The organism is Lentzea californiensis (assembly GCF_024648825.1).
Classification (GTDB): domain Bacteria; phylum Actinomycetota; class Actinomycetes; order Mycobacteriales; family Pseudonocardiaceae; genus Lentzea; species Lentzea californiensis.
Window position 1 is genome coordinate 1,294,172 of the sequence record NZ_JANBBE010000001.1, and the last position, 16,554, is coordinate 1,310,725.

16 protein-coding genes are annotated in these 16,554 nt (G+C 69.3%); 14 read left to right on the forward strand and 2 right to left on the reverse strand.

Features of this window, described 5'->3' with window-relative positions; translation table 11 throughout:
- Positions 1–204: 204 nt before the first annotated feature.
- The 7 genes from LX88_RS06785 to LX88_RS06815 all read left to right on the forward strand — a co-directional run bounded on the left by LX88_RS06785 (position 205) and on the right by LX88_RS06815 (position 4,322).
- Entirely contained in the window at positions 205–1,314 is a 1,110-nt protein-coding gene (locus tag LX88_RS06785) for a TadA family conjugal transfer-associated ATPase (RefSeq protein WP_258946918.1), read from the forward strand.
- Positions 1,308–2,078, forward strand: coding sequence for a type II secretion system F family protein (locus tag LX88_RS06790; protein ID WP_258946919.1), 771 nt, complete (start codon positions 1,308–1,310; stop codon positions 2,076–2,078). The genes LX88_RS06785 and LX88_RS06790 overlap by 7 nt, the downstream gene beginning before the upstream one ends.
- Positions 2,075–2,602, forward strand: coding sequence for a type II secretion system F family protein (locus LX88_RS06795; RefSeq protein ID WP_258946920.1), 528 nt, complete (start codon positions 2,075–2,077; stop codon positions 2,600–2,602). Before LX88_RS06790 ends, LX88_RS06795 begins: the two co-directional genes overlap by 4 nt.
- Positions 2,603–2,611: 9 nt before the next feature.
- Positions 2,612–2,773, forward strand: a complete 162-nt coding sequence (locus LX88_RS06800; protein WP_084402016.1) for a DUF4244 domain-containing protein — start codon at positions 2,612–2,614, stop codon at positions 2,771–2,773.
- 10 nt (positions 2,774–2,783) lie between these two features.
- Positions 2,784–3,083, forward strand: coding sequence for a TadE family type IV pilus minor pilin (locus LX88_RS06805; RefSeq protein WP_258946921.1), 300 nt, complete (start codon positions 2,784–2,786; stop codon positions 3,081–3,083).
- Positions 3,080–3,505: an Rv3654c family TadE-like protein gene (locus tag LX88_RS06810; protein WP_258946922.1), complete on the forward strand. Its 426-nt coding sequence runs from the start codon at positions 3,080–3,082 to the stop codon at positions 3,503–3,505. The genes LX88_RS06805 and LX88_RS06810 overlap by 4 nt, the downstream gene beginning before the upstream one ends.
- A gap of 196 nt (positions 3,506–3,701) precedes the next feature.
- Positions 3,702–4,322: a bifunctional DNA primase/polymerase gene (locus tag LX88_RS06815; protein WP_090069862.1), complete on the forward strand. Its 621-nt coding sequence runs from the start codon at positions 3,702–3,704 to the stop codon at positions 4,320–4,322.
- Between the two features lie 478 nt (positions 4,323–4,800).
- Here LX88_RS06815 and LX88_RS06820 read toward each other — a convergent pair whose 3' ends face one another.
- Positions 4,801–5,574, reverse strand: coding sequence for an aminoglycoside adenylyltransferase domain-containing protein (locus LX88_RS06820; protein ID WP_258946923.1), 774 nt, complete (start codon positions 5,572–5,574; stop codon positions 4,801–4,803).
- A 180-nt stretch (positions 5,575–5,754) separates the two neighbouring features.
- Positions 5,755–8,052, reverse strand: a complete 2,298-nt coding sequence (gene sftH, locus LX88_RS06825) for a DEAD/DEAH box helicase (RefSeq protein WP_258946924.1) — start codon at positions 8,050–8,052, stop codon at positions 5,755–5,757.
- A gap of 216 nt (positions 8,053–8,268) precedes the next feature.
- Between sftH and LX88_RS06830 the strand changes: the two genes are divergently transcribed.
- From LX88_RS06830 to topA, 7 genes are all read left to right on the forward strand, one after another.
- Positions 8,269–10,578: a sodium-translocating pyrophosphatase gene (locus tag LX88_RS06830; protein WP_090069867.1), complete on the forward strand. Its 2,310-nt coding sequence runs from the start codon at positions 8,269–8,271 to the stop codon at positions 10,576–10,578.
- 64 nt (positions 10,579–10,642) lie between these two features.
- Entirely contained in the window at positions 10,643–11,215 is a 573-nt protein-coding gene (locus LX88_RS06835; protein ID WP_258946925.1) for a hypothetical protein, read from the forward strand.
- A 29-nt stretch (positions 11,216–11,244) separates the two neighbouring features.
- Positions 11,245–11,799: a hypothetical protein gene (locus LX88_RS06840; RefSeq protein ID WP_258946926.1), complete on the forward strand. Its 555-nt coding sequence runs from the start codon at positions 11,245–11,247 to the stop codon at positions 11,797–11,799.
- A gap of 81 nt (positions 11,800–11,880) precedes the next feature.
- Positions 11,881–12,468, forward strand: a complete 588-nt coding sequence (locus LX88_RS06845; RefSeq protein ID WP_258946927.1) for a hypothetical protein — start codon at positions 11,881–11,883, stop codon at positions 12,466–12,468.
- A 5-nt stretch (positions 12,469–12,473) separates the two neighbouring features.
- Positions 12,474–13,025 (forward strand): hypothetical protein, encoded by a 552-nt coding sequence (locus LX88_RS06850; RefSeq protein WP_258946928.1) that lies wholly within the window; start codon positions 12,474–12,476, stop codon positions 13,023–13,025.
- Positions 13,026–13,073: 48 nt separating this feature from the next.
- Positions 13,074–13,646, forward strand: a complete 573-nt coding sequence (locus LX88_RS06855) for a hypothetical protein (protein ID WP_258946929.1) — start codon at positions 13,074–13,076, stop codon at positions 13,644–13,646.
- A gap of 140 nt (positions 13,647–13,786) precedes the next feature.
- Positions 13,787–16,552: a type I DNA topoisomerase gene (gene topA / locus LX88_RS06860; RefSeq protein ID WP_258946930.1), complete on the forward strand. Its 2,766-nt coding sequence runs from the start codon at positions 13,787–13,789 to the stop codon at positions 16,550–16,552.
- Positions 16,553–16,554: the final 2 nt, after the last annotated feature.

The following is a 16,554-nucleotide window of genomic DNA, read 5'->3' on the forward strand; positions in this document are numbered from 1 at the left end:
GAGTTCCAGCCGTGATCCTGCTCCGCATCCTCGGCCGGATGCTGCGCAACCTCGTCGTCTACCGCCGCCTCTACCCGCCCCGCTACATCTTCAAGGAGGAGCCGAAGTGAACCGCTTCCTCATCTGGTGCAAGGAATCCTGGCTCCGCCTCACGGGCCGCGAGATCACCTACGGCCGCCACGCCCACCGCCCGGAGGCGGCGACATGACCTCTGCCCTCATCGACCGGGTCCGCCACCGCCTCGCCGGCGCCGACACGGAGATGACCGCGGCCGTTGTGGCGCATGCGGTCCGATCGGAAGCCGGCGGCGTCCTGGCCGACTCGGACGTCCTCGAAGCACTCCAGGTGCTCCGCCAGGAGTTCAGCGGTGCCGGGCCGCTCGACCCGCTGCTCGACGACCCCGGCACCACCGACGTCCTGGTCACCGCGCCGGACCAGGTGTGGGTCGACGGCACGACGGGCCTGCGGCGGACTGACATCACCTTTCCCGACGAGGACGCCGTCCGGCGCCTCGCCCAGCGGCTGGCGGTGGCGGCGGGCCGGCGGCTCGACGACGCCTCGCCGTGCGTTGACGGGTGGTTGCCGGGGAGCGGGGTGCGGTTGCACGCGGTGTTGCCGCCCATCGCGGATCGGACGTGCCTGTCGTTGCGCGTCCTCAGGCCCGCGACGCACGACCTGCGGGCGTTGCAGGCGCTCGGCACGTTCGACGCCGAGATCGCGGAGGCGTTGCGGGCGATCATCCGCAGGCGCCTGGCGTTCCTGGTGATCGGTGGCACCGGCTCGGGCAAGACGTCGTTGTTGTCGGCGCTGCTGGGGTGTGTGTCACCGGCCGAACGCATCGTGTGCGTGGAGGACGCGAGTGAGCTGAGCCCCGACCATCCGCAGTTCGTGCGGCTCACCGCGCGGCCGGCGAACGTCGAGGGAGCCGGCGAGGTCACCACCGGGGAACTGGTGCGGGAGGCCCTGCGGATGAGGCCCGACCGGATCGTGGTCGGGGAGGTGCGCGGTGCCGAGGTGAGGGAGTTGCTCACCTCGCTCAACACCGGTCACGAGGGTGGCGCCGGGACGTTGCACGCCAACTCGCCGGCCGAGGTGCCGGCGCGGCTCGAAGCGCTGGGCGCGTTGGGCGGGCTTTCGCCCGAGGCGCTGCGCTGTCAGGTCGCGGCGGCGGTCCGGGTCGTGCTTCACATGCGCCGGGACGAGAACAGCAGGTACCTCGACGAGATCGGGGTGTTCGAGGCGAAGCCGGAGCTCGCGGTCCGTCCGGTCTGGACGCGGGAGAGCGGGTGGCTCGCGAAGGAGTTGCTGTGCTGAGCCTTCTGTTGCTGGCGACGGCGTTGATCATCTGGCCGCAACTCAAGGCGGTCCGACGGCTCAGGCCGCGCGGCAAAAGGGAAGTCGTTGTGCCGCCGTACATCTGGCTGGTGGCCGCCGCGACGGTCACGTACCTCGTCGCGGGTTCGGGCGGACTGGTCGCCGGAGCGGTGCTGGCGGTGACCGGTCGGCGAATCCTCAAGCAGCACAGGCGGAACAAGGCGCTCCGGCAAACCGCGGAAGCGCTGAGCAACGGCCTGGGCGGCGTGATCGACGAGCTGCGGGCGGGCGCGCATCCCGCCCAGGCGGCCGAGGGCGCGGCGGAGGACACCCCGGCGCCGGCCAAGGAGGTGCTGAAAGCGGCGGCGGCCGCGTCGAGGCTGGGTGGCGATGTGGAGCGGACGTTGCGCGAGTTGAAGCAGCCGTTGCTCGGCGGAGCCGTGGACCAGCTGGCCAAGGCGTGGCACGTGTCGGCGAAGCACGGTGTGGCGTTGGCGGACGTCCTCGACGCCACGAGACGCGATCTCGACCAACGGGCGGCGTTCGCACGGCAGGTGCACGCACGGATGGCCGGGCCACGGGCCAGCGCGATGGTGCTGGCGGTGCTTCCGGTGCTGGGAGTGCTGCTGGGCGAGTTCGGCGGTGCCAGGCCGTTCCACGTCCTCACGAACACGACAGCGGGGCAGTTCCTGCTGGCACTGGGCGCGGTGCTCGGGGCGGCGGGGGTGTGGTGGACGCAGCGGATCACGGAGGTGGAGACGTGACGTTCCTCCTGCTCGCGCTGGCGGTTCTGTTCGCGCCACCGCCCCGGCGATCGATCGACCGGTTCAAGCCCAGGGCCCACGACCCGCCGCACGACAGGACGAAGCCGGACGGTCCATTCGAACGGGCTGCGACCTGGGACCTGCTGGCCGCGTGCCTGAAAGCCGGTTTGCCGGTGCCCACGGCGATCCAGGCGGTCGAGATGAAGGAGCTGGGCCAGGTCGCCGAAATGCTCAGGCTCGGAGCAGATCCGGTTACGGCGTGGGCGTCCGCGCTCGACCAGCCCGCGACGGCGCTGCTCGCGAGAGCGGCGCGGCGGACCGCGCGATCTGGTGCCGCACTGGCCCGGCAGACCGCTGAACTCGCCGAACGGACCAGGGCCGAGGCACGTGACGACGCCGAGGCCAAGGCGCAGCGGGCCGCGGTCGCGGTGGCGGCACCGCTCGCACTGTGTTTCCTCCCGGCTTTCCTGTGCCTCGGCGTCGCGCCGGTGGTACTGGGGCTGGCCGGCCAATTCCTCGACTAGGAGAAGCAGATGGAACTGCTGAAGGACGACAGCGGCATGAGCACGGTGGAGTACGCGATCGGGACGCTGGCGGCGGCCGCGTTCGGCGGTCTGCTGTACGTGCTCCTCACCAGCGACTTCATGCGGAAACTGATGGAAGGGCTGATACAGCGTGCACTGTCTTCGGTCTGACGACCGGGGCATGGTCACGGTCGAGGCGGCGATCGCCGTGTGCGCGTTGCTCGTGGCCATGTGGCTGGGGGCGAACGGGCTGGCGGCGGTCACCGAGCAGATGCGGTGCACCGACGCGGCGAGAGAGGCAGCACGGCTCACCGCCCGCGGTGAACGACAGCGCGGCGAGGAAGCGGCCGGGCGGATCGTGGCCGACGCCAACGTCGTGATCGGCACGCGAGGTGATGCGATCGAAGTCGTGGTCAGCAAACGCGGGCCGTTGGGCTTACCGCTCAGCGCACGGGCGTTCGCCGTGCCAGAGCCGCGATGAACGGCGAACGGTTCGGCTGCGAGCGCGGTTCGGCTGCGGTGAGCGGTGTGGTGGCGATGTTGTCGCTGATCATCGTCGTGGTGGCGGGTGCGCGGATCGGATCGGCGGTCGTCGCCCGGCACCGGGTGACCGGTGCGGCCGACCTAGCGGCGCTCGCGGCGGCCGCTCGTCTCGTCGACGGTGGCGAAAGTGCTTGTGAGCTGGCGAAACGCGTGGCATCGGAGAACCGGGCCGAGCTGACGAGCTGCGCGGTGGACGGATGGGAGGTGGTCGTGGAGGTGTCGGCGGCTACGCCGTTCGGCCCGGCGAGCGCGCGAGCCAGGGCAGGTCCGGCCGAAGATCGGGCCGTTTGGAGCACGACGAGCGGTCGGCTCACAGCGGTGAGCGGACTCACACTGCCGACGGGACATGCTGAACGGTGATCGAACCAAACGCGAACAGTTCGGTTGCCCGGTCAAGCAAATGACGTTCGCCGTCCCGTAGCTACCAGTTGTCGCGCGGGGGTTACGGAGGCCGGTGCCGGTGTCGTTAGTTGTAGTGGCGGCACCGACGCGGTGTCCCAAGAACACCGGCACCACGTTGATGTCGAGTCAGAACCTAGGAAGAAGGCGACGGAAGATGGATTGGTCGGATAGCTGGCGCGGGGCCTTCCGCATCGAACTGCGTGCCGAGGCCGTGAGCCTCGCGTACCGCGGTTGGCCCGTGCTGCCAGGCACCTATCCGGCCGGTACGGAGGACGGCGTCACGAAGTGGGCGGGCCGCAGCGGCCTCGAGCTCCACGGCCCGATCCCCGTGCACCGCGACTGGGTGGACCGCGTCGGGACCAGTCCCGACCAGGTCGCCACGTGGTGGGCGGGCCGCTCGTACAGCCTTCTCGTCGCCACCGGCCACGTCGTGGACGCGATCGAGGTCGGCACCGGCCTCGGCCGCCGCGCGGCCGTCGCACTGCGGTCGATCGGCGTCCCCGTGCCGATCGCCGCGACCCCGTCCGGTCGCTGGATGTTCCTCGTGAAGTCCGGCTCGACGCTCAACGCCGAGCTGGCCAACAACCCGGACGTGCACCTCTACGGCAAGGGGGAGTACATCCCGCTGCCTCCCACCACCATGGCGCACGGTGTCGTGCACTGGCGGGTCAAGCCCCAGGTCTGCGGCTGGAACCTGCCGGACGCGCACGTCGTGCAGGACGCACTCGTCGAGGCCGTGCACGCCCCGGCGCGCTACGAGCTCGAAGCCGTCTGACACACAACTGAATGCGAAGCCCGGCCGTGCTGGGTGTCGTCGTGGACTCTCCCCGACAACCCCGAAGGCGATGCCCTGCACGGCCGTTCCACCAAGCCCGGTCCGATGATCGGCCTCCGCACCCCGCACGTCGGGGGCCGGCAGAGGAACGGGCGAAAAGCCGAACACGCACCCCGAAGGACAGCCTCCCGCACCAGTGACCGGACCGAGGACGTTAGTGGCAGAGCACCAGCTCTGCCGCGGTCGGTGAAGCCGGCTCCTCCCCGGAGTTCGTCAGAAGACAGTCGACACCGTCGCCTCCCGCGTGTCCTGTTGAGACGAACGAACCAGATTCCACCGATGTTCCAAGGGATCCGGTCACGAAGCGGTAGCAGGCGGGAAAACAGTGTTCGGCACGTGGAGAGCGCGGCGGGGGTACCCGTGAGCCCCCGCCGCGCCCCACGGAAGAAGTGGTAGACCTAGAGCAAGAGTGGTAGACCTAGAGCTGGAGAGCTTCCGCGTAGGAAGCGAAAGCGAAGGTCTCCTCCATGGATCCGGGCCGCGGAACCGCGTCGGCGTGCCAGCCGAGGTTCCGGTCCTGCAAGACCTGCTCGATCAGCGGGTGCCACCGCTGATCGAGCATTTTCTTCGCCCACGACAAGGCACCGCGCTTCGACTCCACCTTTCCCGTGTGGATGGTGTAGAGCGTGCGGCAGTAAGCCGAGACGATGTAGCGCTGCGACCACGCGTTGCCCATCGGCGCCCACTCCCGAATGCCTTCCAGCACGTGCGGCAGTTCGGCACGCATCGATGAACGCAAGACGGAAGCCGGTACCTCCTCCACCAGCGACGTGATCGGCGGGCCGTCCAGCACGATGCCGTGGCGGCGCAGGATCCAGCGGGTGTGCGGGCTGTTGCAGTGCAGGTCCCACTCCAACGTGCGTGTCCCGTGGTCGTTGAACAGCCACGGAACCCCAAGGCCTGCCACCGAACGCAGTGACTGGACGTCGGCGTACGAGCCCTCGATCTCCGTCGACCAACGGCCGGGACGGGTCGGGATCTCGGCGTGCAGCGCGCGGAGCCCGGCTTCGCGATCACCGGACGGCAGCTCGGTGCAGGCGACGATGAAGTCGCAGTCGCTGTGGACGTCACCAGCGCCCAGGGCGAACGAGCCCTGCAGGTACGTGCCGACGTAGGTGTGGCCGAGGATCTCGCGCACGGACGCGACGAGGCCGGCGAGAAGGGTGTCGAGGTCGGAAAAGGGCGTGAACAAGGCAGTCTCCAATGAACCCGTGGCCGAAAGGGACGGGCGCGGCGGAGTGATCAGGCCCAGCCGCGCGCGAGGGCACGGCGGGCTTCCGGCTCAGCCGCGCCTAGGCGCGGCGGGTCCGGTCGGCGGCGTTGCAGCTGCATGCGTTCACCACGCCACGGTAGCCAAGGAGCGGCCACCCGGTCAGGCGATTTTGCCCAGCACCACGTCCAGCACGAGCACGGCACCGGCCTTGTCCAGCGGATCGTTGCCGTTGCCGCACTTGGGTGACTGCACGCACGACGGGCAGCCCATCGGGCACCCGCAGGCACTGATCGCCGCCCTGGTCGCCGACAGCCAGGCCCGCAGGGCCGAGTGACCTCGATCGGCGAAGCCCGCCCCGCCGGGATGGCCGTCGTGCACGAACACCGTCGGCATCCCCGTGTCCGGGTGCGCGGCCGTCGACACGCCGCCGATGTCCCACCTGTCGCACGTCGCGAACAGCGGCAGCAGGCCGATCGCCGCGTGCTCGGCGGCGTGCAGGGCGCCGGGGACGCGTTTGGCCTCCACGCCGGCGTCGAACAGCAGCGACTCGTCAACGGTGTACCAGACGGCACGTGTCCGCAGCGACTGTTCCGGCAGGTCGAGCGGGATCTGGTCGAGCACCACACCGGACGGCAGCCGGCGCAGGTAGCCGACGACCTGGGTCGTCACCTCCACCTCGCCCAGGCAGACCGACACCCCGCCGAAGTCGGTGCGTTCGACCTCGCGCACGACGGTGATGTCCACGCAGTCACGCGGCTGCGTGGTCCATTCCGGGTCTTCGCGGTGCACCATCGCGAGACCGCTGTCCAGGTCGAGCTCGTCGACGACGTACGAACGCCCCTGGTGCAGGTACACGGCACCGGGATGCACCTGCCAGCAGGCGGATCCCGGGTCGACCGTGCCGAGCATCCGGCCGGAGTCCGCCTCCACGACGGCCACCTGGTCGCCGCCGGAACCGCGGATGTCCACGCCGGCGTGCGGCCGGTCGTGCGACGCCCAGTACCACCCGGCAGGCCGCTTGCGCAGCAGTTTCTCCGCCACCAGGTCGGCGAGCACCGCCTCGGCGAGCGGTCCGCCGAAGTCGTCCAGGCACGCCGGTGTCAGCGGCATCTCGGACGCCGCGCAGGCCAGCTGCGGACCCAGCACGTACGGGTTCAGCGGGTCCAGCACCGTCGCCTCGACCGGCCTGTCCAGCACCGCGGCCGGGTTGTGCACCAGGTACGTGTCCAACGGGTCGTCGCGCGCCACGAACACGACCAGCGCACTGGCCCCCGACCTGCCCGCACGACCCGCCTGCTGCCAGAACGACGCCAGGGTGCCGGGGAAACCGGCCACCACCACCGCGTCCAGCCCGGCGATGTCGACGCCGAGTTCCAGCGCGTTCGTGGTCGCGACGCCCAGCAGGTCGCCTGTGGACAGCGCCTTCTCGAGCGCCCGCCGCTCCTCCGGCAGGAACCCGCCCCGGTACGCGGCCACGCGGGGAGGCAGCTCGTCGTCCACTTCGGACAGGATCCGCTGGGTGCCCAGCGCCGTCAGCTCGGCACCGCGGCGCGAGCGCACGAACGCGAGCGACCGTGCGCCCTCGACGACGAGGTCGGCCAGGATGCGCGACGTCTCCGCGCCCGCCGAGCGCCGGACGGGCGCGCCGTTCTCACCCTCCAGAGAGGTCAGCGGGGGCTCCCACAACGCGACCGTGCGCGACGCACGCGGCGAGAAGTCGTCCACGACAGCGGAAACGGGAACGCCGAGCAATCTTTCAGCCGATCCAGAAGGATCAGCCACAGTGGCCGATGCCAATACGAAGATCGGATCAGCGCCGTATTTGCGCGCGACCCTCCTCAAGCGCCGCATCAACAACGCCACGTGCGAACCGAAAACGCCCCGATAGGAATGGCACTCGTCGATCACCACGTACTTCAGCCGGCGGAAGAACCGCAGCCATTTCGGGTGCTGCGGAAGGATTCCGCGGTGCAGCATGTCCGGATTGGTGAAGACCCAGTTCGCGTGGGCCTTGACCCAGTCGCGTTCGGCCATCGGGGTGTCACCGTCGTAGGCCGACGCGCGCACCCCCTTGATCCCCAGCTCGTGGAGCGATCGGAGCTGGTCCGCCCCAAGGGCTTTGGTCGGTGACAGGTACAGCGCGGTGGCCTTCGTGTCCGCCAAAAGAGTGGAAAGCACGGGCAACTGGTAGGCAAGTGACTTGCCCGACGCCGTGCCCGTCGCGAGGACCACGTGCTGCCCGGACCACGCCAGGGAAGCGGCCTCGGCCTGGTGCCGCCACGGCTCGCGCACACCAGTCCCGACGAACGCCTCGACGACCGCGGGAGCCGTCCACGCAGGCCACTCCACGTGATCTGCCTGCCGCAACGGCAGGTCGCGCGCGTGCGTGAGGGGTGACTCCCCGGCGGGCACACCCGCCAGCACGCGGTCCAGCAACCGGCGTCCCTGATCCACCACGGGATCGAGCTTCGCATACACCACCGACAGTCCCGGCCGGGCCGTACTCGACTTCCTGCGCAGATAACGGTGTGTGCACGGATCGGGACGTTTCGTTGCCTCGTTGCAAGCAACCCCTAGACTCCCCGCTCATCGCATCCAATGAGGGATGCGTCACGTCGCGCTGGGCGGCTGGTCTGCCTTGGCGCTGCACATGGCAACTCACCAGGAGGACGGATGTCCCGGCAATTCCTCGCGGAGGGCCTAGAGCTCTCCGGGGGTGATCGCGGCGTCGTAGCCGTGGTCGCCGTGGTCGCCCTGGCTGCTCTCGCCGTCGGGTACGTGCTGCTCAAGGAGGTGCTGGCCGCGGGCCAGGGCACCCCCAAGATGCAGGACATCGCCAAGGCGGTTCAGGAGGGCGCAGCGGCCTACCTCAACCGGCAGTTCCGCACGCTCGGCATTTTTGTCGTGATCGTGTTCGTACTGCTGTTCGCGCTACCGGCAGATGATTTGGCCGAACGAATCGGCCGGTCTTTGTTCTTCATCGTCGGTGCCGCGTTCTCGGCGACTATCGGCTACCTGGGCATGTGGTTGTCCACTCGCGCCAACGTGCGTGTCGCCGCCGCCGCGAACGAAGAAGGCGGTCGCGAAAAGGCGACGCGCATCGCGTTCCGCACAGGTGGCGTGGTCGGCATGACCACCGTCGGTCTCGGTCTCTTCGGTGCGGCGCTCGTCGTGCTCGTCTACGCCGGCCAGGCCCCGAAGGTCCTGGAGGGCTTCGGTTTCGGTGCCGCGCTGCTCGCGATGTTCATGCGCGTCGGTGGTGGCATCTTCACCAAGGCCGCGGACGTCGGCGCCGACCTCGTCGGCAAGGTCGAGCAGGGCATCCCCGAGGACGACCCCCGCAACGCCGCCACCATCGCGGACAACGTGGGCGACAACGTCGGCGACTGCGCCGGCATGGCCGCGGACCTCTTCGAGTCCTACGCCGTGACGCTCGTCGCCTCGCTGATCCTCGGCACCGCCGCGTTCGGCGTGCAGGGCCTGCTGTTCCCGCTGATCGTTCCCGCGATCGGCGTGCTGACCGCGGTCATCGGCGTGTACACGACGAAGGCGAAGGCGGGCGAGAACGGCCTGGCCGCCATCAACCGCTCCTTCTACATCTCCGCGGTCATCTCCGCGGTGCTGTGCACCATCGCGGCGTTCACGTACCTGCCGAGCTCCTTCGCGGACCTCAACGGCATCAGCGACACGGTCAAGGCCACCAGCGGCAACCCGGCGCTCATCGCGTCCGTCGCGGTGATCATCGGCATCGTGCTGGCCGGCGTCATCCTCTGGCTGACCGGCTACTACACCGGCACCGAGCACAAGCCGGTGCAGGAGGTCGGCAAGACCTCGCTGACCGGTGCCGCCACGGTGATCCTGTCCGGTATCTCGGTCGGTTTCGAGTCGGCCGTCTACACCGCACTGGTCATCGGTGCCGCCGTGTACGGCGCGTTCCTGCTGTCCGGTTCGGTCATCGTGTCGCTGTTCGCGATCGCGCTCGCCGGTTGTGGTCTGCTCACGACCGTCGGCGTCATCGTCGCGATGGACACCTTCGGCCCGGTCTCCGACAACGCGCAGGGCATCGCCGAGATGTCCGGTGACGTGCACGGCGAGGGCGCGCAGATCCTCACCGAGCTCGACGCGGTCGGCAACACCACCAAGGCCATCACCAAGGGCATCGCGATCGCGACGGCGGTGCTCGCCGCGACGGCGTTGTTCGGCTCTTACCGCGACGCGATCGAGCAGGCCATCGCCAAGGTCGGCAACGTCGCGGGCGACCTGCCCGTGTCGTTCACCAACCTGGTGTTCAGCCCGAACATCCTCGTCGGCATCACCATCGGCGCGGCTGTCGTCTTCATGTTCTCGGGCCTCGCGGTCAACGCCGTGACGCGTGCTGCCGGCGCCATCGTGTTCGAGGTGCGCCGTCAGTTCCGCGAGAACCCCGGGATCATGGACTACTCGGTCAAGCCCGAGTACGGCCGCGTCGTCGACATCTGCACCAGGGACTCGCTGCGCGAGCTCGCGACCCCGGGTCTGATGGCCGTGCTCGCCCCGGTCGCCGTCGGCTTCGGCCTCGGCGTCGGCCCGCTGGCCGGGTACCTCGCCGGTGCGATCGCGACCGGCACGCTGATGGCGGTGTTCCTGGCCAACTCCGGTGGTGCCTGGGACAACGCCAAGAAGCTGGTCGAGGACGGCAACCACGGCGGCAAGGGCTCCGACGCCCACGCCGCCACGGTGATCGGTGACACGGTCGGTGACCCGTTCAAGGACACCGCCGGCCCCGCCATCAACCCGCTGATCAAGGTCATGAACCTGGTCTCGGTGCTGATCGCGCCGGCCATCGTCACCTTCTCCATCGGTGACAACGCGTCCGACCCGATCCGGATCGCGATCGCCCTGGTCGCGACCCTGATCATCGTCGGTGCGGTGGTCGTGTCCAAGCGCCGCGGCACCTCGATCGCGGACTCTCCCGCGGAGACCGTCAGCAACGGCGCCGCGTAGATCCACCTCCGGTCGGGGTACGTTCGGGTCTTCCCCCGACGTACCCCGACCGAGGAGTTACGACATGAGGCGCAGCCTCGTCGCCACTGCCGCTGTTGCCGCCCTTGCGCTGGCCGGGTGCACCAACGGCGGCAACTCCGGCACTTCCCCGACACCCACCAGTGACGCGGCCAACCCCCAGGCCGTCGCCTACATGGACAAGGTGTGCAGCGCGGCGTCCGAGTTCGCCAAGATCGAGAAGACGGCCCCCAAGCTCGACGCCGGCGACTCCGCCAAGCTCAAGGCCGAGATGGCCGCGTACATGGGCCAGCTCGCCGACGCCTTCGCGAAGTCGGCGGAGGGCCTGAAGAACGTCGGCCCGTCGCCCGTGGAGGGCGGTGAGCAGGCCGTCACCAAGATGAGCGAGGCGTTCACCTCCCTCGGCACCGTGTTCGCCGACGCCAAGGTCAAGGTCGAGCAGGCGGACGCCAACAACGCCACCGGAGGCCTCCAGGCCGCCGGAGAGGCCATCGCGAAGCTCGCCGAGCTCGCCGACCCGCTGCGCGACCTCAAGGACGTCCCCGAGCTGCAGAAGGCCACGCAGTCGGCGCAGAAGTGCCAGGAGATGCAGCGCCTCAACGTCACGCCGACGAGTTGAGCGAGGCCGTTCGGAGTAGTTTCCGGCCCATGCGTCGCACACTCATCGCAGTCATGACCAGCTGCCTGCTCGCGGTCACCGCGTGCACCGGTGGGGGCTCGTCGACGCCCACCGCCGCCAGCGAGGCGGAGGTCGTGGCGTGGATGGACAAGGTCTGCGGCACCGTCGACGGCACCGTGAAGACCATGGCCGACGAGCCGCCGATCGACATGACCGACCCGTCGAAGCTCAAGTCGGGCCTGTCGGACTGGCTCGGGTCCAAGGTGTCCGCGGTCGACAAGTCGATCGCGGACCTCAGGGACCTGGAGAACGGCCCGCACCCGAAGTCGAAGGAGCTGGCCACCGCCGCGCAGGCCGGCATGGGGCAGATCAAGACCGTGCTCGCCGACACCAAGTCGAAGCTGGACTCGTCGACGGACCCGACCCAGGTCGTCACCGCCTTCACCGAGATGGTCGCGAGGTCGGGCGAGCTGGAGAAGGCCGGCGCCGACGTGCAGAAGAAGTTCGACGAGACGGGCCTCGCGGAAGCGGCGCGCAAGGCGTCGAACTGCCAGAGCCTGCAGGCAGCTCCTCCCACGCCCTGACGCCCGGAAATCCCGTCTGACCGGATCACCCGAACGTGTACCGTTCGGCGCTCCGGTCAGACGTTTCCTGGGGGATTCACCGTGTACGCACGTTTGTCGATCGTTGCTGTGTTCAGCATGGCCGCGCTGGCCGCCTGTGGCACGCCGCCGCCTGCTCCGGTGCAGCAGCCGGCCCCCACGACCACCACGACGGCGGACGCGCCCGGTGCCGATCCGGTGGCCTGGTTCGAGGCGTACTGCGGTCCGATGGGCGTCGCGGCGATCGCACGGGCCGACATCCAGGGCAAGGCTGCGCAGGGAATGGCCGCCGTGAAGGACGCGGTGGTGCGCTGGGCCTCGATGGCCGCAGTCTCGGATCGCACGATCGCGGATGATCTGGAGAAACTCGGCCCACTGGGTTCCGACGTGCAGAACCCCCACGAACGGCTGGTCAAGTCCCTGCGTGAGTCGGCGGGCGGCTTCGACGACGCGTCCGGGCGGTTGCGGGCGCTGGCAGCCGATGACGTGTTCCCGGAACGGTACGAGCAGGTCATGGCCAGCAGCCGGGGTGGTGCCCGCGAGAACGCGGCCATGATGTTCAAGCAGATCGTGGAGATCCCCAAGTACGCCGAGACGTTCCGCACGAACAAGGTGTGCGCGGACTGGCAGGCGACGGCCCGAGCAAAATAGGTCAGATGAGGACACGCCTGCTCGCTGTGCTGACCGGTGCCGCCGTGCTGACCGCCTGCGGTTCGGAGGCGGACAAGCCGATCACCGACACCCAGCGGCAGTGGGTGGACGCGTTCTGCGGCGGTGTCCTCCCAGGTCTGGAAGCGGGCCTCGAGCTGCGCAAACAGGACCCGGCGGACTTCGCCGCGGTCAAGACCTCCTATCTCGGCCTGCTGACGGCGAACGCCACCGCGTTCGCCGGCGCGGAGAAGAAGCTGAAGGAGCTCGGCGCGCCCGAGGACGACCTTGAGAACGTGCACGAACAGCTGGTCAAGTTCGTCGCTGAGTCCGCGAAGTCGTACGGCGACGCGCAGGCGCCCGTCCGCGCCTTGGAACCGAACGCGCAGTTCCTGGAGGGTGCCGAGAAGGCGCTGGCCGACACCAACGTCGTGACCAGCCCGGAAGACCTCCGCGCGACCTTCCAGGAGCTGCAGGAACGGCCGAAGTACTCCGACGCCCTGGGCAAGTCGCAGCCGTGCACGGAGATCAAGTCCAAGGGCCAGGAGGCCGGACGGTAACAGTTGTCCCACTGGTCACACTCGAACGTCTGTTCTACCCTGTTGGCCGTGGTTGGGCAGCTGTCCTTCTTCTCGGCCGAGGCACGCACCCCGGCCAAGGCGGACCTCGCCGGCTTCCTCTGCGGGCCCGGTCAGGCCGTCAGCTTCGCGCGCGGTACAGCCGCCCGCGTGTACACCGAGCTGCGCGACGAGTGGCGGCTGCGTCCTCTCAAGCAGGCCTGCGCCGAGCGCGGCGTCACCACGGAGCTGTGCGTCAACGGGGAAGGCACGCACTTCGTCCGCACGCCGTTCCGCACCGACCTCACCCCTCTGGCCGCCCGCTGGCTGGACGGATCTGTCAAAACAGTGCCGCCGGACTTCGAGCTGAACGGAGCAGTGCTGCGCGTCTGGGCGCTGGTCGCGGGCAGCTGGATGGAGTCCGCGTACCTGCTCGGTTTGGACCCCAACGCACCGCAGACACACGCACCGTTGCAAAATGCGCTGCTCGCATCCGGACTTCCGTGCACCCTGGTAGGGGCTCCGGCGTTGCGGGTGACCGGCCGAAGGAGGCTGGCGCGGCTCGCTGAACTGGTCGGAAGCCCTCCGCAGGGAGTGGCGATGAGCACCTGGCCGGCGGCCTGAGCGGGCCGTCCGGCATGGTTGTGTCACTCTGTCTCGTCGTACGGGCGTCGCGGAGACATGACGATTGGTGTGCTTTTCGGCCGACGCTGGGCAACACTGGCGGGCCTGGGAACCGGGTTTGGAAGAGAGCGGGACGGCGAGTGGCTGGATCGACACGGACGAAGAAGAGCAGCGGAGGCGAGGGCAGCATCCGACGACTGGTGATCGTCGAGTCGCCCACGAAGGCGCGCAAGATCGCCTCGTACCTCGGCGCCAACTTCGTCGTGGAGTCCTCCAGGGGACACATCCGGGACCTGCCGCGCGGTGCCGCTGACGTTCCCGCGAAGTACAAGGGTCAGGCCTGGGCCAGGCTCGGCGTGGACGTCGACCACGACTTCGAGCCCCTCTACGTGATCTCCGCGGACAAGAAGTCGCTGGTCTCCGAGCTCAAGGAGGCGTTGAAGGACGTCGACGAGCTCTACCTCGCGACAGACGGTGACCGCGAGGGTGAAGCCATCGCGTGGCACCTGCTGGAGACGCTGAAGCCGAAGGTCCCGGTTCGCCGGATGGTGTTCCACGAGATCACCGAGTCCGCGATCCAGGCCGCCGCGGCCAACCCCCGCGACCTCGACCAGGACCTGGTCGACGCGCAGGAGACCAGGCGCATCCTCGACCGCCTCTACGGCTACGAGGTCAGCCCGGTCCTGTGGAAGAAGGTCATGCCGAAGCTCTCGGCAGGCCGCGTGCAGTCCGTGGCGACGCGTCTGGTCGTCGAGCGCGAACGCGAGCGGATGAAGTTCGTCTCCGCGAGCTACTGGGACATCTCCGCGCAGATGGACGCCGGTTCGGAGGCCACGCCGCCCAAGTTCGGCGCGCGTCTGGTGGCCGTCGACGGCACGCGTCTCGCGACGGGCCGCGACTTCGGCTCGGACGGCAAGCTGACGGGCAAGGCCGAGGTCACCGTGCTGGACGAGGCGCAGGCCCGCGCCATCGCCGCCGGACTGCAGAACGCGCCGGTCAAGGTCTCCTCGGTCGAGGAGAAGCCGTACACGCGCAAGCCGTACGCGCCGTTCATGACCTCGACGCTGCAGCAGGAGGCGGGCCGCAAGCTGCGGTTCTCCGCCGACCGCACGATGCGCACGGCGCAGAAGCTGTACGAGAACGGCTACATCACCTACATGCGTACCGACAGCACGACGCTGTCGGAGACCGCGATCAACGCGGCGCGCACGCAGGCCACGGACCTCTACGGCGCGCAGTACGTCTCGCCGCAGCCTCGCCAGTACACGCGCAAGGTCAAGAACGCGCAGGAGGCCCACGAGGCGATCAGGCCGGCCGGAGAGGTCTTCCGCACGCCTGGCCAGGTGGCCGCCGAGCTCGACTCGGACGAGTTCAAGCTCTACGAGATGATCTGGCAGCGCACGATCGCGTCCCAGATGTCCGACGCGCGGGGCAACACGACCAGCATCCGCATCCAGGGCCGCGCCGCGACGGGCCAGGACGTGACGTTCGCCGCGTCCGGCCGCACGATCACGTTCGCCGGCTTCCTCAAGGCCTACGTCGAGACCGTCGACGCCGAGGCCGGTGGCGAGTCGGACGACGCGGAGTCGCGCCTGCCGCTGCTGGTCAAGGACCAGGACCTGACGATCGCGGAGCTGTCCGCGGACGGTCACACCACCTCGCCGCCCTCGCGCTACACCGAGCCGTCGCTGATCAAGACGATGGAGGAGCTCGGCATCGGCCGCCCCTCCACCTACTCGTCGATCATCAGCACCATCCAGGACCGCGGCTACGTGTGGAAGAAGGGCGCGGCGCTGGTCCCGTCCTGGGTCGCGTTCGCCGTGGTCGGGCTGCTGGAGCAGCACTTCGGCCGCCTGGTCGACTACGACTTCACCGCGGCGCTGGAAGACGAGCTGGACGGCATCGCCGCAGGTCGTCAGGGCCGCACGAACTGGCTGTCGGGGTTCTACTTCGGCGGCAGCGTCGGCCCGGACGGCTCGATCGGCCGTTCCGGCGGCCTGAAGAAGCTGGTCGGCACGGGTGTCGAGGACATCGACCCGCGTGAGGTCAACTCGATCCCGCTGTTCAGCGACTCCGAGGGCCGCACGGTCGTCGTGCGCGTCGGCCGCTTCGGGCCGTACCTGGAGCGCGAGGTCGACGGGGCCGCGCAGCGCGCGAACGTCCAGGACGACCTGGCGCCGGACGAGCTGTCCGCGGAGATCGCCGAGAAGCTCTTCTCGACGCCGCAGGAAGGCCGCTCGCTGGGCACCGACCCGGTCTCGGGCAACGAGATCGTGGCCAAGGAAGGCCGCTTCGGCCCGTACGTGACCGAGGTGCTGCCCGAGGCGTCGGAGAACGGCACGACGTCGAAGGCCAAGGCGCCGAAGCCGCGCACCGGCTCGCTGTTCAAGTCGATGTCGCTGGACTCGGTGACGCTGGACGACGCGCTGAAGCTGCTCTCGCTGCCGCGCGTGGTCGGCAAGGACCCGGAGACGGGCGCCGAGATCACCGCGCAGAACGGCCGCTACGGCCCGTACCTGAAGAAGGGCACGGACTCGCGGTCGCTGGTCGACGAGGCCCAGATCTTCGACGTCACGCTCGAAGAGGCGCTGAAGATCTACGCCGAGCCGAAGAAGCGCGGCCGTGCCGCCGCCGCTCCGCCGTTGCGCGAGATGGGCAACGACCCGGTGTCCGGCAAGCCGATGGTGATCAAGGAGGGCCGCTTCGGCCCGTACGTCACCGACGGTGAGGCGAACGCGTCGCTGCGCAAGACCGACAGCGTCGAGTCGATCACCGACGAGCGCGCGGCCGAGTTGCTGGCCGAGAAGCGCGCCAAGGGCCCGGTCAAGAAGAAGGCTCCGGCCAAGAAGCCGGCGGCGGCGAAGAAGCCCGCGGCCAAGAAGGCTCCGGCCAAGTCCAAGAGCTGAGC

Coding starts and splice junctions, on each gene's coding strand:
- LX88_RS06785 (WP_258946918.1), top strand. CDS start 205: ATGACCTCTGCCCTCATCGACCGGGTCCGCCACCGCCTCGCCGGCGCC.
- LX88_RS06800 (WP_084402016.1), top strand. CDS start 2,612: ATGGAACTGCTGAAGGACGACAGCGGCATGAGCACGGTGGAGTACGCG.
- LX88_RS06805 (WP_258946921.1), top strand. CDS start 2,784: ATGGTCACGGTCGAGGCGGCGATCGCCGTGTGCGCGTTGCTCGTGGCC.
- LX88_RS06810 (WP_258946922.1), top strand. CDS start 3,080: ATGAACGGCGAACGGTTCGGCTGCGAGCGCGGTTCGGCTGCGGTGAGC.
- LX88_RS06815 (WP_090069862.1), top strand. CDS start 3,702: ATGGATTGGTCGGATAGCTGGCGCGGGGCCTTCCGCATCGAACTGCGT.
- LX88_RS06830 (WP_090069867.1), top strand. CDS start 8,269: ATGTCCCGGCAATTCCTCGCGGAGGGCCTAGAGCTCTCCGGGGGTGAT.
- LX88_RS06835 (WP_258946925.1), top strand. CDS start 10,643: ATGAGGCGCAGCCTCGTCGCCACTGCCGCTGTTGCCGCCCTTGCGCTG.
- LX88_RS06840 (WP_258946926.1), top strand. CDS start 11,245: ATGCGTCGCACACTCATCGCAGTCATGACCAGCTGCCTGCTCGCGGTC.
- LX88_RS06850 (WP_258946928.1), top strand. CDS start 12,474: ATGAGGACACGCCTGCTCGCTGTGCTGACCGGTGCCGCCGTGCTGACC.